Here is a 12607-nt window from a genome sequence, read left to right as displayed (position 1 = left end):
GGCGGCCGTAGCCAGAGTATGGCCACCGGCCGACAGAAGCCGGTAGATCTCGAAGGTCCGGTGGTCCCTATTTCGGCTCCGGGAAGTTCTCGTTGGTCAGCCCGCCCTTGGGCATCTGGAGCTTGGTCCGGTTCTCGCCGGCCCGGTGGGCGTTCCAGGCGCGGATGGTCAGCGCGAGTCCTTCGGTCTCGTTGATCCGGCCGCCGGAGACGCGGAGCTTGATGACACGGTTGCGCAGGACCGCGATCGGGTCGGTTGCGGGGATCCCATCGCCGTCGGCGACGCGCAGGAAGAACGTGGTGGCGGCGTCGGGGTCGATCTTGGAGAAGAGGAAGTGGCACAGCCCGATCACCGACGCCGGTAGGCGTTCGCGTGAGGCGAGTCGGGAGGCCAGGTCGGCCGAGGCTCGGATCTCCGGGGTTCGGTCGAGGAAGTCGTCCATCTCAAGCGCCGTCGGCTTGATCGCGCCCGTGTTGGTCCGCATGCCCCGCTCCCCACATGACCGCGCGCCGGACTACCGCCGCCAGCGTGGTCGTGTTCTCCTCGCCCGCCAACTTGAGCGCGTCGGCATAGGAGCGCTTGGCGCCGGTGTCAACGGTCGCCATCACGTGATCGCCGAGGTTGCGCACCACGACCATCGGCACCGCGACGTCGGCCTGCACGACAGCGCTGAGGCGGTGCTGGCCGTCGAGCAGGACGCCGCTGGGTCCGAACTTGATCGTCTCGCCGTTGAGGCGCCAGCGGCCGGCCTCGATGTCGCGGGCGTAGGCGTCGATGACGCTGCGGCGGACGTTGCGGTTGTTCGTGTTGCGGCTCAGCCAGGTCTCGGCGAGCTGCGGAGTGACCTCGACGATCTCGGCGTCGGGGGAGTGGTCGGGCATGGAGTTGTCCTCGAAGTGAAGGTTGGTGAACTTCGAGGCTGAGTGCTCTCGAAGACGGGCAAGCAGGTCTTCCAGCACCCTCCGGCTGAGGACCGGAAGGTGTGCCCGCCCATCGAGGGCGGGCAGCTTGGTGGCTCGCGGGCGGGGATGCGGTAGCGGGTCATCAGCGCTCCACCTCCGCGAGTGAGGCGCGCAGGTGCTTGGCGAGCCGGTCGGCATTCCGAGCCAGGGCGTCCAGGTCGTCAGGCCCCGCTACATCCACAATGAGACCGGCGACCAGTGTCATGCGGAGCGGGCGCGTCGAGTCCCTAGGGCGATAGGGGTCCTCGGAGAGCGTGATCTCAAGGTGTCCGGAACGTGCGACGTGGACCAGCTGCAAACCCCCGCGCTCACCGATCCGGTGCCGCTCGACGGTGCACCAGGGAGGGCACGGGTAGTCGCCAGGATCGGGCTCGATACCTTCGCAGCGGACGCGGATCGCCTTCCCGTGGTAGTTGATCGTCTGACACTCATGGGGGCGGTGGGGCCTATCCGGGCAGCCGAGCCGCCTGTCGCACTGCACGGTGGGGATCACGCCACGCTGCGGCTCGATGTCCGGGTGCGAGGGCCACGGCGCGCTCACTGGTTCGCCTCCAGCCACTCCGCAGCAGCGAGGGCGTCGGCAGCCAGCTTCCGCAACTCCTCGGCCGTCAGGTCGTCGAGGGTATCGATGTCGTTCTGACCGAGGCAGCCGGTCAGCACACCCGGCTCGAACACCTCGATCCTCAACAGGCCGAACGTCGGCAGGTTCTCGATGGTGGATGATGTGGTCATGGTTCTGCGTCCTCCTTGTGGACGTGGTTCCTAGGCCCCACTGGTGTTGGCGCACCAGACGGGGCCGCTTGCGTTTCAGACGTTGCGCTCGGGATCCGACACAACGGTCTTGTCGCCCTCCGCGCTCTGCCACGCCCCCAGAGCGACCAGAGCCACGTCAGGCAGCTCCTCGATTGCCTCGGCCGCCGTCGGACCCGCGGCGAGGCACTGAGGGCACGTGACGCCCACCCAGGCGGACGCCATCCGCGACCCGTCAGCCGGACGCTGGGCAGCCGCATCGCACAGCAGCCGCGACAGGACCGGACGACCCTCCGGCGTGCAGACCCAGAAGTGGACCAGCGTCTCCCCAGAGCCCGTCTGCGCAAGAGGCGTCTGCTCGACCAGATCCGCGGCCTCGACCAACGCAGCGGCAAGCCTCCGAGCGTCCGGCGGGTCGAGCTCGGCGTAGTCCTGGCTGCCGCGCCCCATGCACCCGTCGATGTTGATCACGGGACCCTCACGACGGCCCTGATGCAGGTCATCGCAGATGTCGACGTTGACCCGCAGCGGATGCTGAGTCCGCAGCTCCCAGGCGTCGATCACCTCGCTGCGGTGGAACGTGGCCCCGTCCAGCGGGTCAGCCAGCTCCCTGGCGTGCTCTTCGCCCGGCGTCGTACACCACGGTGGGCAGACGAGGGGTGGGGTGGCGGTGACGGTGGTCATCGGGCGCCACCCAAGAGGTCGTCGAGGATCATCTGCAGTTCCGAGCGAACTCGTGCCATCGTCGCGACTGCGGACTGGTCACGAGTGCCGGGGACGGCGCGCTGCTCGATCTCGTTCGCCACGGTGGCGATGGCCTGCTCGATCTCGGTGGGCTCGGGCGCATTGACCGCGATGGCGTCGCGACGGCGGATGGCAAGTTCGCCGAGATCGGTCAGCAGGCGGGGGAGGGACCAGCCGGCCAGGTCAGAGGTGCGGACGAGGCTGACGTAGGTCTCGTCGGGGGAGTAGGTGTGCATCACTGCGGTGCCTCTCGCTGGTGGGAGAGAGGCGGATGCGATTGGACACGTGGTGGACACGCGGGCAAAAAGCGAAACCGCCTCTGATCTGCATATCAGCAGGTCAGAGGCGGTTTTCGTCTCTGTGGGCGATACTGGGTTTGAACCAGTGACCTCTTCCGTGTCAAGGAAGCGCGCTACCGCTGCGCCAATCGCCCCTGTGGAGTTGTGGTGGAGGTGGGTACGGGATTTGAACCCGTGTACACGGATTTGCAGTCCGTTGCCTCGCCTCTCGGCCAACCCACCGCGATGGCCCTACACACTGGCCTGGTCAGGCAGTGGGTCTGACCACTCCGAGCGGACGACGAGGCTCGAACTCGCGACCTCAACCTTGGCAAGGTTGCGCTCTACCAACTGAGCTACGTCCGCATCGCACCATTTTGCTGGCCTTCCGACCCGCTCGGTGGTGCGGTTGAGAACATTAGCCGATCCGGTGAACGGCGCCAAAACGGGGGTCCACCTTCGGCATGTCGGGGCCTCCTAGGCTGGCCCCATGCGCGTGTGGATCAACGGCCAGCTCCTACCCGAACCGACGGCTCCGGCGGTGCCGGTGACCGACCACGGACTGACGGTGGGGGACGCGGTGTTCGAGGCGGTCAAGGTCGTCGGCGGGCAGCCCTTCGCGTTGCAGCGCCACCTCGACCGGCTGGAGAGGTCGGCGCGGGGGCTGGGGCTGGAGGGCCTGGTCGTCGATGACGTACGACGGGGCGTTGCTGCCGTCCTCGACGGGGATCCGATGGCGCTCGGCCGGCTGCGGATCACCGTCACGGGGGGTAACGCGCCGCTGGGCAGTGGGCGCGGTGACGACCCGCTGACCGTCATCGTCGTCGCCGCGCCGATGGCCCCCGCGGCGGAGACGACGGCCGTGATCACGGTGCCGTGGCCGCGCAACGAGCGGAGCCCGTTGGCGGGGCTGAAGACCACGTCGTACGCGGAGAACGTGGTCGCGCTGGCGGCGGCGCGCGAGAAGGGGGCGACCGAGTCGGTCTTCGGAAATCTCGCGGGGAACCTGTGCGAGGGCACCGGGACCAACGTCTTCTACGTGGTCGACGGCGAGGTGCGGACCCCGACCCTGGCCAGTGGCTGCCTGGCCGGTGTCACGCGGGCCCTGGTCCTCGACTGGTTCGGAGCGACCGAGGTGGACGAGCCGATGGAGGTGGCGGCCGCGGCCGACGAGATCTTCCTGGTGTCGACGACCCGCGACGTGCAGGGCGTGCACCGCTGGGACGACCGTGAGCTGCCGGCACCCGGACCGGTCACGCGCGCGGCCGCGGCCGCCTGGCGTGAGCGGGAGGCGGAGCTCCTCGGCCTGGACCGCTGATCAGCGGCCGGCCACCAGCGCGACGCACGAGGCGGCGAACGCGCCGAGGTCCAGCACCACCCGCACGTGGTTGGCGCGCACCCACCGTCCCTCCGAGAAGTCGGCACGTGCCGCAGCGACGTCGATGTCGTCGGGCTCGCCGGCCGCCTTGAGCCGGTCGTTGAGCGGCAGGTGCACGGCCACGGTGATCGCCACGACCACGAGGTGCAGGACGAGGGCGGCGAGCAGCCAGGGGAGTGCGTCCTGCTCCGGCCCGGAGAGGCTCAGCGCCGCGCTGAGGGTGAGCAGCGACGGCGCGCCGAAGAAGCTCCCGAGCAGGAACACCGGGTTGATGATCGCCCGGTCCAGGGCTTGGAAGGCGCCCACGAAGGTGCGGTCGTCGGTGCGACGCAGCCCCGGCATGACCGTGTGGGCGTAGAGCAGGAACACGCCCGCGGACAGGCCCGTGCTGATCGTCGCGAGGACGAGTAGGAGGTCGCGGGTCATCGGGTTCCGGCGTCGACCACGCTCAACGACACGCCGTCGCCGAGCCGGTACGGGTTCGTCGCCAGCAGGGCGCCGAGCACCCGCCGCATCCGGGAGATCTCGGCCCGCACCGTCACCTGGCGCCCGCCGTCGCCGTACAGGGCCGCGCTGAGCTGCCCGGCCGACACGCCGCCCGGTCCGGCAGCCGCGATCGCCGTCAGCAGGCCGGCGTGCCGCGGCGTCAGCGCCACCCGCCACGGCGAGTCGCCGCCACGCACCTCGAGGGTCGCCGGCGACGTCCGCACGTCGAGCACCGCGACCAGCGCCTGGGAGGACGACGACGGCCTGATCAGCCAGCCGCCGCGCAGGCGCTCGGGCAGACACAGCCCGAGTCCGGGTACGGCGAGCGCCCGGTCGGCCTGCGGAGCCTCCACGCGGTCGCGCACGGCGACCCCCTGGTGGGCCGCCACCCAGCCGTGGTCGTCGACCACGAGCAGTGGCCCGTTGGCGCCGGACAGCAGCGGCTCCGCCGTACGCCGCAGCTGCTCCAGGCGCTCCTCGTGATGGCGCCACAGCCGCGCCTCGGCGAGCCGGACCGACGCGGTCACCAGCGCCTCGATCGCCGGGTGCAGGGTGAGCGCGGGGCCGCTGACGTCGACGATCCCGAGCAGCGAGCCGTCGATCGGGTCGTGGATCGGCGAGGCCGTGCAGTACCAGGGGACCTGTGCGTTCTCGAAGTGCTCCGCCGAGAACAGCTGCACGGGCGCTGCCTCCGCGAGCGCGGTGCCGATGGCGTTCGTGCCGACCGCGCCCTCGGTCCACAGGGCACCTTCGGCGAAGCCGAGCCCGTCGGCCTGCCGCTTGACGCGGGGGGAGCCGCTGCGCCACAGCACGATCCCGTCGGCGTCCGTGACGACGACGAGGTAGTTCGACGCGTCGGCGGCCGAGAGCAGCAGCTCGCGGATCTCGTCGATCACCAGCGCCAGGCGCGAGGCGCGCCGTCGCTCGTCGACGTCGGCCGGGGTCAGCGGGTCGCGTCCGTTGGGGCCGTCCGGGTCGACCCCGAGGCCGATCACCCGGCTCCACGACCGTGCCACGACGGCCCGCGGCCGCTCGGGCGGCGCGGATCCGGAGAGCACCGCGTCGTGGATCCGGACCAGGTCGCGGGCCCGCATCGCGAGGTCGTGCGTGGCCATGTCACCACCGTAGGCGGTGCGATGTGATCGGGGCCACATGCAACAACGTGCAACGGTTCCCGGCGTGCCCCGTCCGGCGGTCTCCTTCTCGGCATGACCCAGCTCGACGACCGGCCCGTCACCGCGGCCGCCACCACCGAAGCCCCCGACCCGGCGACCGCCTGGTTCGCCGCCTTCGAGGACGCCCTGACCGCCCGCGACGTCCACCGCGCCGCCGGCCTGTTCGCCGCGACCAGCTTCTGGCGCGACCTGATCGCCTTCTCCTGGAACCTCACCACCGTCGAGAATCCCGACGGCGTCGCCGACCTGCTGACGGCGACCCTCGACCGGGTCGACCCCCACGGCTTCCGGCTCACCGAGCCCGCCGCGACCGCGGACGGCGTCACCACCGCCTGGTTCGAGTTCGAGACCGCCGTCGGCCGCGGCCGCGGGCTGGTCCGGATCGTCGACCCCGGCGACGGGGACGGCCCGAAGGCGTGGACCTTCCTGACCACGCTGTTCGAGCTCAAGGGTCACGAGGAGCCGAAGGGCGTACGACGCCCGATGGGTGCCGAGCACGGCGCGACCAGGGAGCGGGTGACCTGGCTGGAGAAGCGGCAGGCCGAGGACGCCGCGCTCGGCGTCGACGCCCAGCCCTACGTCCTCGTCGTCGGTGGCGGCCAGGGCGGCATCGCGCTCGGTGCGCGGTTGCGTCAGCTCGGCGTACCGGCCCTCGTCATCGACAAGCACCCGCGTCCCGGCGACCAGTGGCGCAAGCGCTACAAGTCGCTGTGCCTGCACGACCCGGTCTGGTACGACCACCTGCCGTACCTCAAGTTCCCCGACAACTGGCCGGTCTTCGCGCCCAAGGACAAGGTGGGCGACTGGCTGGAGTTCTACACCCGGGTGATGGAGGTGCCCTACTGGTCGAACACGGTCGCCACCGGCGCGTCGTACGACGAGGAGGCGGGCGCGTGGACCGTCCAGCTCGAGCGCGAGGGCAAGCCGCTCGTGCTCAAGCCGACCCACCTGGTGATGGCGACCGGGATGTCCGGCAAGCCCAACATCCCCGCCATCCCGGGTGCCGACGTCTTCCAGGGCGAGCAGCACCACTCCTCGCAGCACCCCGGGCCCGACGCGTACGCCGGCAAGCGGGTCGTGGTCATCGGCAGCAACAACTCGGCCTTCGACATCTGCGGAGCGCTCTGGGAGACCGGCGCCGATGTGACGATGGTGCAGCGCTCGTCGACGCACATCGTCAAGAGCGACACCCTGATGGACATCGGGCTCGGCGACCTCTACTCGGAGCGTGCGCTCGAGGCCGGCATGACCACCGAGAAGGCGGACCTCGTCTTCGCGTCGCTGCCGTACAAGATCATGCACGAGTTCCAGATCCCGCTCTACGACCGGATGCGCGAGCGCGACCAGGACTTCTACGACCGGATGACGGCCGCCGGCTTCGACCTCGACTGGGGCGACGACGGGTCGGGCCTGTTCATGAAGTACCTGCGCCGCGGCTCGGGCTACTACATCGACGTCGGTGCCGCCGAGCTCGTGGCGAGCGGTGACGTGAGGCTCGCCAAGGGCGAGGTCGACCGCCTCACCGAGACGTCCGTCGTCCTCGCCGACGGCACGGAGCTGCCCGCCGACCTGGTCGTCTACGCGACCGGCTACGGCTCGATGAACGGCTGGGCGGCGGACCTGATCAGCCAGGAGGTCGCGGACCGGGTCGGCAAGGTCTGGGGCCTCGGCTCCGACACCACCAAGGACCCCGGCCCGTGGGAGGGCGAGCAGCGCAACATGTGGAAGCCCACCCAGCAGGAGAACCTCTGGTTCCACGGCGGCAACCTGCACCAGTCGCGGCACTACTCGCTCTACCTCGCGCTGCAGCTCAAGGCCCGGCACGCCGGTATCGACACACCCGTGCACCGGCTGCAGGAGGTGCACCACCTCGGCTGATGCGCCCGGCGTCCGTCCGGAGGTGGGGAGAGGTCCCGATGTGAGCAGCGGTCGACGAATGCGTTAGAGTCTCCGACCGCGGTCCCTTCGGGTCCGCCCCGGGCGATTGGCGCAGTGGTAGCGCGCTTCGTTCACACCGAAGAGGTCACTGGTTCGAACCCAGTATCGCCCACCGGGAGCGACAGCCCCGGCCCGCGCAGAGCGGGCCGGGGCTGTCTCACGTCCTGGGTGACTCAGGCCGGTGTCGACGCGGTGCCGCGGTAGAGGTAGCCCCAGGGCCGCATGGCCGCCGGTCCGGGCAGGTAGCCCGTCTCCAGCGTGTCGACCTCGAAGCCGGCGTCGCGGAGCAGGCCCGGGACGTCCCGGGACAGGTGGCAGCCGCCGGCCACCCGCCTCTCGATCGGGTCGAGCCGGCGCTGCCAGCGGGCGACCCGGGTGTCGGGGGAGAGGCCGTGCTCGAGGAAGGCGAGGGTCCCGCCCGGCCGCACCAGTCGTCGTACCTCTCGCAGGGCGCGCGCCGGGTCGGGGATCGTGCACAGCGAGAAGGTGATCAGCGCCTGGTCGAAGCCGTGGTCCGGCGCGGCGATGTCCTGGCCGTCCAGCCCGATCCGGGTCACGGGGACCGCCGCGCCCGCCCGCCGTCGGCTCGACAGCTCCCACCCCCGGTCGGAGGGCTCGACCGCGGCGATCTCGGTGACGCCCGCCGGGTAGTGGGTGATGTTGAGCCCCGAGCCGAAGCCGACCTCGAGCACCCGGCCGGTCAGGCCCGAGCACACGGCCCTGCGCTCCTTGTGCACGGGGCCGGTGGACAGCATCTTGTCGACGAGGACCGGCACGACCCGGTCGTCCCAGAACCGCATGGGTCGAGGGTACGGCGCCCGCCCACCGCGCCGGAGCACGTCCTGATCTGCCGCATTCGCCGGACGTGACCGGCCGGCGGCCCTACGCTCCGTCGTCATGAAGAGCCGTCGTCTCGCCGCCGTCCTCGCCACCGCCGCCCTGCTCGCGCCGGCCTCGCTCGCCCTCGCCTCGCCGGCCGACGCGGCCGCGCCGAAGACCTACCGGAACTGCACGGCGCTCAACAAGGCCTACCCGCACGGCGTCGGCAAGCCGGGCGCGGTCGACAAGACGTCGGGAACCAAGGTCACCAACTTCACGCGCAACGCCAAGCTCTACAAGGCCAACGCGAAGAGCGACCGCGACAAGGACGGCATCGCCTGCGAGAAGCTCTGAGCCCGCTCAGGCGTCCGCGGCGGCGTCCTTCTCGGTGACGTCGCCGGCGGTGCTGAGCCGGCCGCCGGTGTCCTCGAGATGCGCGCGGACGAACCAGTGGAAGAGCTCGAGCTGCTCGGTCTGGGAGATGAACATGTCCTGGGTGACGAGGTCGAGGTCGTCGAGCTCCTTGATGCCGTCGCGGTAGGTCGTGATCACGCCCTGGTAGACGACGTCGAGGGCGGCCAGGTGCTGCTGGGTGGTGGCCCGCCCGATGTCGTAGTCGTCCCACGGCCGGCGCGCGACCAGCGCACCGGGCGTGCCCTGGGGCGAGCCGCCGAGGGTGGCGATGCGCTCGGCGAGCGCGTCGGCGAAGCCCCGCACCGTGTCGACCTGGGGGTCGAGCATCTCGTGGACGGCGATGAAGTGCGGGCCGACCACGTTCCAGTGCACGTGCTTCAGGGTCAGGTGCAGGTCGGTGCAGGCGTCGAGCCGGCTCTGGAGGAGCTCGACGACGCGTTCGGCGGCCTTCTCGTCGAGGCCGGGTGTGGTGAAGTGCAGGGTCTGGGTGTGGGCCATGCTCGTTCAGTACGCCGTCGCGGCCGGATCAGACGGGTCGGCCAACTGCCGCGCGGCGGATGCGGTCCGCTCGGTACGATCGTGACCGGTGCGCCGACCGGTCGCGCCACGTCACGAACCACCCGAGGGAGCTCCTCCGTGTCCGACATCAAGGTCGCCGTACTCATCCCTGACGCGCGCCGGGAGTCGACGGTCACGGAGGGCACGAAGGCCTGGGAGCTGTTCCGCGACGACGCCGACGTGATCGCCGCCCGGGTGGGCGGGCAGTTGAAGGACCTGTCCTACGAGCTCGTCGACGGCGACGAGGTGGAGGGCGTGCTGATCGACAGCGCCGACGGCCTCGACATCCTGCGGCACTCGACCGCCCATGTGCTGGCGCAGGCGGTGCAGCAGGTGTTCCCGGAGGCCAGGCTCGGCATCGGCCCGCCGATCCAGGACGGCTTCTACTACGACTTCGACGTCGAGACCCCGTTCGTGCCGGAGGACCTGGTCAAGCTCGAGTCCGCGATGCGCAAGATCGTCAAGGAGAACCAGCGCTTCGACCGTCGCGTCACCACCGACGAGGACGCGCTGGTCGAGCTGGCCGACGAGCCCTACAAGGTCGAGCTGATCGGCCTCAAGGGCAACGCCGCCGACGCGGCCGAGGGCGCGAGCGCCGAGGTCGGCGCCGGCGAGCTGACCATCTACGACAACATCAACCGCAACGGCGCGGTCGCCTGGAAGGACCTCTGCCGCGGGCCCCATCTGCCGACCACCAAGCGGATCCCGGCATTCAAGCTGATGCGGAGCGCGGCGGCGTACTGGCGCGGCGACGAGAAGAACAAGCAGCTCCAGCGCATCTACGGCACCGCCTGGCCGAGCAAGGAGGCGCTCGAGGAGCACCTGCACCGGCTCGAGGAGGCCGAGCGTCGCGACCACCGCAAGCTGGGCCGTGAGCTGGACCTGTTCAGCTTCCCCGACGAGATCGGCTCCGGCCTGCCGGTGTTCCACCCCAAGGGCGGTGTGATCAAGCGGGAGATGGAGGACTACGTCCGCCGCCGGCACATCGAGGAGGGCTTCTCCTACGTCGGCACGCCGCACATCACCAAGGACGGCGTGTTCCACACCTCGGGTCACCTGCCGTACTACGCCGACACGATGTTCCCGCCGATGGAGTTCGAGGGCGCGAACTACCAGCTGAAGGCGATGAACTGCCCGATGCACAACCTGATCTTCAGCGCCCGGGGGCGCTCCTACCGCGAGCTGCCGCTGCGCCTGTTCGAGTTCGGCAGCGTCTACCGCTACGAGAAGTCGGGCGTCATCCACGGACTCACCCGGGTCCGTGGCTTCGCCCAGGACGACTCGCACTCCTACTGCACGCCCGAGCAGGCCCCCGCGGAGGTCAAGCACCTGCTGGAGTTCATGCTCAGCGTGCTGCGCGACTTCGGCCTCGACGACTTCTACCTGGAGCTGTCGACCCGCGACGACGCGAAGAAGGACAAGTTCGTCGGCAGCGACGAGGACTGGGCGGTCGCGACCGCGGTCCTCGAGCGGGTGGCCTCCGAGTCGGGTCTCGATCTCGTGCCGGACCCGGGCGGTGCCGCCTTCTACGGCCCGAAGATCTCGGTCCAGGCCAAGGACGCGATCGGCCGCACCTGGCAGATGGGCACGGTCCAGTACGACTTCAACCAGCCCGCGGGCTTCGGTCTGGAGTACACCGCCTCCGACGGCACCAAGCAGCAGCCGGTGATGATCCACTCGGCCAAGTTCGGCTCGATCGAGCGCTTCCTCGGCGTCCTCGTCGAGCACTACGCCGGCGCCTTCCCGCCGTGGCTCGCCCCGGTCCAGGTGCAGGGCATCCCGGTCGCCGAGCGGCACGTCGACTACCTCTACGAGGTGGCCGCCGAGCTGCGCAAGCACGGCATCCGGGTCGAGGTCGACGACTCCGACGACCGCATGCAGAAGAAGATCCGCAACGCCCAGCTGCAGAAGGTCCCCTTCATGGTGATCGTGGGCGACCAGGACGTCGAGGCGGGAGCGGTCAGCTTCCGCTACCGCGACGGTCGCCAGGACAACGGCGTGCCGATCGCCGAGGCGATCGCACGCGTGGTCGCCGCGGTCGACGCGCGCGAGCAGGTCTGAGCCGTGGCCGGCGTCATGGGGGACGCCGGACGGCGCGCTGCTCTGGCAGCTGCCCTGACGCTGGCGGCCGCCGTGCTGACGGCATGCGGCGGATCCTCGCCGTCCGCCGCGCCGCCCCGCCCGCCGTCGAGCACGCCCACCGCGACCGAGTCCGTCGACCAGGGCGCGCCCGGCGGTGATGCCGGTGATCCGGGAGCCGGCGCCAGTGACCTGGCCAAGCTCGCGGAGGAGGCGGCGCGCCAGGCCAGCGAGATCGCGACCAGCAATATCGCCCCGCGCGACGGCGAGGTCCTCGGGGGTGACGTGAGCTGGCCGCAGTGCCCACCCGGCATGGGCATCCCGGAGAAGCAGGGCCTCGGGATGCCGATGCCGCTCCCGGAGGCGGAGTACGTCGTGCTCGGCCTCACCAACGGGCCGGGCTTCACCCCCAACCCCTGCCTGGCCGACCAGGTCCGGTGGGCCAAGGACAACGACGTGCTCGTGTCCGTCTACGCGGTGTCGAGCTATCCGAGCAAGGCCACCTTGGAGGAGTACGGCGCCGACGGACCCCACGACGCGAGCGATCGGCTCGGCCGGCTGCGCAACGTCGGCTACCAGCAGGCGCGCTACAACATCGGCACCATGGGCCAGGTCGGGCTGCTCAGCCCGATCGTGTGGATCGACGTCGAGCCGGTCCCGAACTTCGACTGGAGCAGCGACCTGCAGGCCAATGCGGCCGTGATCGAGGGCGTCGCGCGCGGCTACACCGACGCCGGCTACGACATCGGCGTCTACTCGACGCCCAGCCTGTATCGGCGAGTCGTCGGAGACCTGAGCCTGGGCGGGGTGCCGGAGTGGCGCGCGGCCGGCCAGACCTCCCGGGCCGAGGCGCTCGACCGGTGCGGAGCCGACTGGTCCATCCAGGGTGGCACCGCCGTGATGGGGCAGTGGGTCGAGCAGCAGCGCGACCAGAACGTCACCTGCCCGGGGATCGCCGCCGATCTCGGCCGCTGGTTCCACCGCTTCTCGTGACCGCGGGTGGGCCCGTGAGGGGACGTGAGAGGG

The 12607-nt window shown here is 70.6% G+C and carries 14 protein-coding genes and 4 tRNA genes; 6 read left to right on the top strand and 12 right to left on the bottom strand.

The window, feature by feature from the left end; genetic code table 11:
- Nucleotides 1-67: 67 nt before the first annotated feature.
- The 8 genes from KVF89_RS11330 to KVF89_RS11295 form a co-directional block, all read right to left on the bottom strand.
- A complete protein-coding gene (locus tag KVF89_RS11330) occupies nt 68-484 on the bottom strand; it encodes a hypothetical protein (RefSeq protein ID WP_257425666.1) in 417 nt (138 codons plus the stop codon).
- A complete protein-coding gene (locus KVF89_RS11325; RefSeq protein ID WP_257425665.1) occupies nt 444-881 on the bottom strand; it encodes a hypothetical protein in 438 nt (145 codons plus the stop codon). The genes KVF89_RS11330 and KVF89_RS11325 overlap by 41 nt, the downstream gene beginning before the upstream one ends.
- Nucleotides 882-1499: 618 nt before the next feature.
- Complete coding sequence (locus KVF89_RS11320; RefSeq protein WP_257425664.1) at nt 1500-1694, bottom strand: hypothetical protein; 195 nt, start codon at nt 1692-1694, stop codon at nt 1500-1502.
- Between the two features lie 75 nt (nt 1695-1769).
- Nucleotides 1770-2396, bottom strand: a complete 627-nt coding sequence (locus tag KVF89_RS11315) for a DUF6907 domain-containing protein (protein ID WP_257425663.1) — start codon at nt 2394-2396, stop codon at nt 1770-1772.
- Complete coding sequence (locus tag KVF89_RS11310) at nt 2393-2692, bottom strand: hypothetical protein (protein ID WP_257425662.1); 300 nt, start codon at nt 2690-2692, stop codon at nt 2393-2395. Before KVF89_RS11310 ends, KVF89_RS11315 begins: the two co-directional genes overlap by 4 nt.
- 125 nt (nt 2693-2817) lie before the next feature.
- A tRNA-Val gene (locus tag KVF89_RS11305) sits at nt 2818-2889 on the bottom strand.
- A 14-nt stretch (nt 2890-2903) separates the two neighbouring features.
- Nucleotides 2904-2977 (bottom strand) — tRNA-Cys (locus tag KVF89_RS11300).
- Nucleotides 2978-3027: 50 nt separating this feature from the next.
- Nucleotides 3028-3100 (bottom strand) — tRNA-Gly (locus KVF89_RS11295).
- A gap of 124 nt (nt 3101-3224) precedes the next feature.
- Between KVF89_RS11295 and KVF89_RS11290 the strand changes: the two genes are divergently transcribed.
- The gene (locus tag KVF89_RS11290) at nt 3225-4052 is read left to right on the top strand and encodes an aminotransferase class IV (protein ID WP_257425661.1); all 828 of its coding nucleotides are present in this window, start codon (nt 3225-3227) and stop codon (nt 4050-4052) included.
- Here KVF89_RS11290 and KVF89_RS11285 read toward each other — a convergent pair whose 3' ends face one another.
- Together KVF89_RS11285 and KVF89_RS11280 are read right to left on the bottom strand one after the other, a co-directional pair.
- On the bottom strand, nt 4053-4538 hold the full coding sequence (locus tag KVF89_RS11285) for an anthrone oxygenase family protein (RefSeq protein WP_257425660.1): 486 nt from the start codon (nt 4536-4538) through the stop codon (nt 4053-4055).
- A complete protein-coding gene (locus tag KVF89_RS11280; RefSeq protein WP_257425659.1) occupies nt 4535-5713 on the bottom strand; it encodes a GAF domain-containing protein in 1179 nt (392 codons plus the stop codon). Before KVF89_RS11280 ends, KVF89_RS11285 begins: the two co-directional genes overlap by 4 nt.
- Before the next feature lie 93 nt (nt 5714-5806).
- Here KVF89_RS11280 and KVF89_RS11275 point away from each other — a divergent pair, with 93 nt between their 5' ends.
- Both KVF89_RS11275 and KVF89_RS11270 read left to right on the top strand, forming a co-directional pair.
- The gene (locus KVF89_RS11275) at nt 5807-7651 is read left to right on the top strand and encodes a flavin-containing monooxygenase (RefSeq protein WP_257425658.1); all 1845 of its coding nucleotides are present in this window, start codon (nt 5807-5809) and stop codon (nt 7649-7651) included.
- A gap of 100 nt (nt 7652-7751) precedes the next feature.
- Nucleotides 7752-7823, top strand: a tRNA-Val gene (locus tag KVF89_RS11270).
- Nucleotides 7824-7884: 61 nt separating this feature from the next.
- Here KVF89_RS11270 and KVF89_RS11265 read toward each other — a convergent pair.
- Nucleotides 7885-8511 (bottom strand): class I SAM-dependent methyltransferase, encoded by a 627-nt coding sequence (locus tag KVF89_RS11265; RefSeq protein ID WP_257425657.1) that lies wholly within the window; start codon nt 8509-8511, stop codon nt 7885-7887.
- Between the two features lie 97 nt (nt 8512-8608).
- On the opposite strand from KVF89_RS11265, the gene KVF89_RS11260 reads away from it, so the two are divergent.
- Nucleotides 8609-8884 carry an excalibur calcium-binding domain-containing protein gene (locus KVF89_RS11260; RefSeq protein WP_257425656.1) on the top strand — a complete coding sequence of 92 codons (276 nt, stop codon included), beginning with the start codon at nt 8609-8611 and terminating at the stop codon, nt 8882-8884.
- A gap of 6 nt (nt 8885-8890) precedes the next feature.
- On the opposite strand, the gene KVF89_RS11255 is transcribed toward KVF89_RS11260, so the two are convergent.
- The gene (locus KVF89_RS11255; protein ID WP_257425655.1) at nt 8891-9442 is read right to left on the bottom strand and encodes a Dps family protein; all 552 of its coding nucleotides are present in this window, start codon (nt 9440-9442) and stop codon (nt 8891-8893) included.
- A 138-nt stretch (nt 9443-9580) separates the two neighbouring features.
- Here KVF89_RS11255 and thrS point away from each other — a divergent pair, with 138 nt between their 5' ends.
- Both thrS and KVF89_RS11245 read left to right on the top strand, forming a co-directional pair.
- Entirely contained in the window at nt 9581-11563 is a 1983-nt protein-coding gene (thrS, locus tag KVF89_RS11250; RefSeq protein WP_372497897.1) for a threonine--tRNA ligase, read from the top strand.
- A gap of 3 nt (nt 11564-11566) precedes the next feature.
- Nucleotides 11567-12574: a glycoside hydrolase family 25 domain-containing protein gene (locus KVF89_RS11245; protein WP_257425654.1), complete on the top strand. Its 1008-nt coding sequence runs from the start codon at nt 11567-11569 to the stop codon at nt 12572-12574.
- The last annotated feature ends 33 nt before the right edge of the window (nt 12575-12607 follow it).

It is taken from the genome of Nocardioides carbamazepini (assembly GCF_024614185.1).
Taxonomy (GTDB): domain Bacteria; phylum Actinomycetota; class Actinomycetes; order Propionibacteriales; family Nocardioidaceae; genus Nocardioides; species Nocardioides carbamazepini.
The sequence above is the reverse complement of the archived record's forward strand: the minus strand, read 5'-3'. Positions and strand labels throughout refer to the sequence as shown.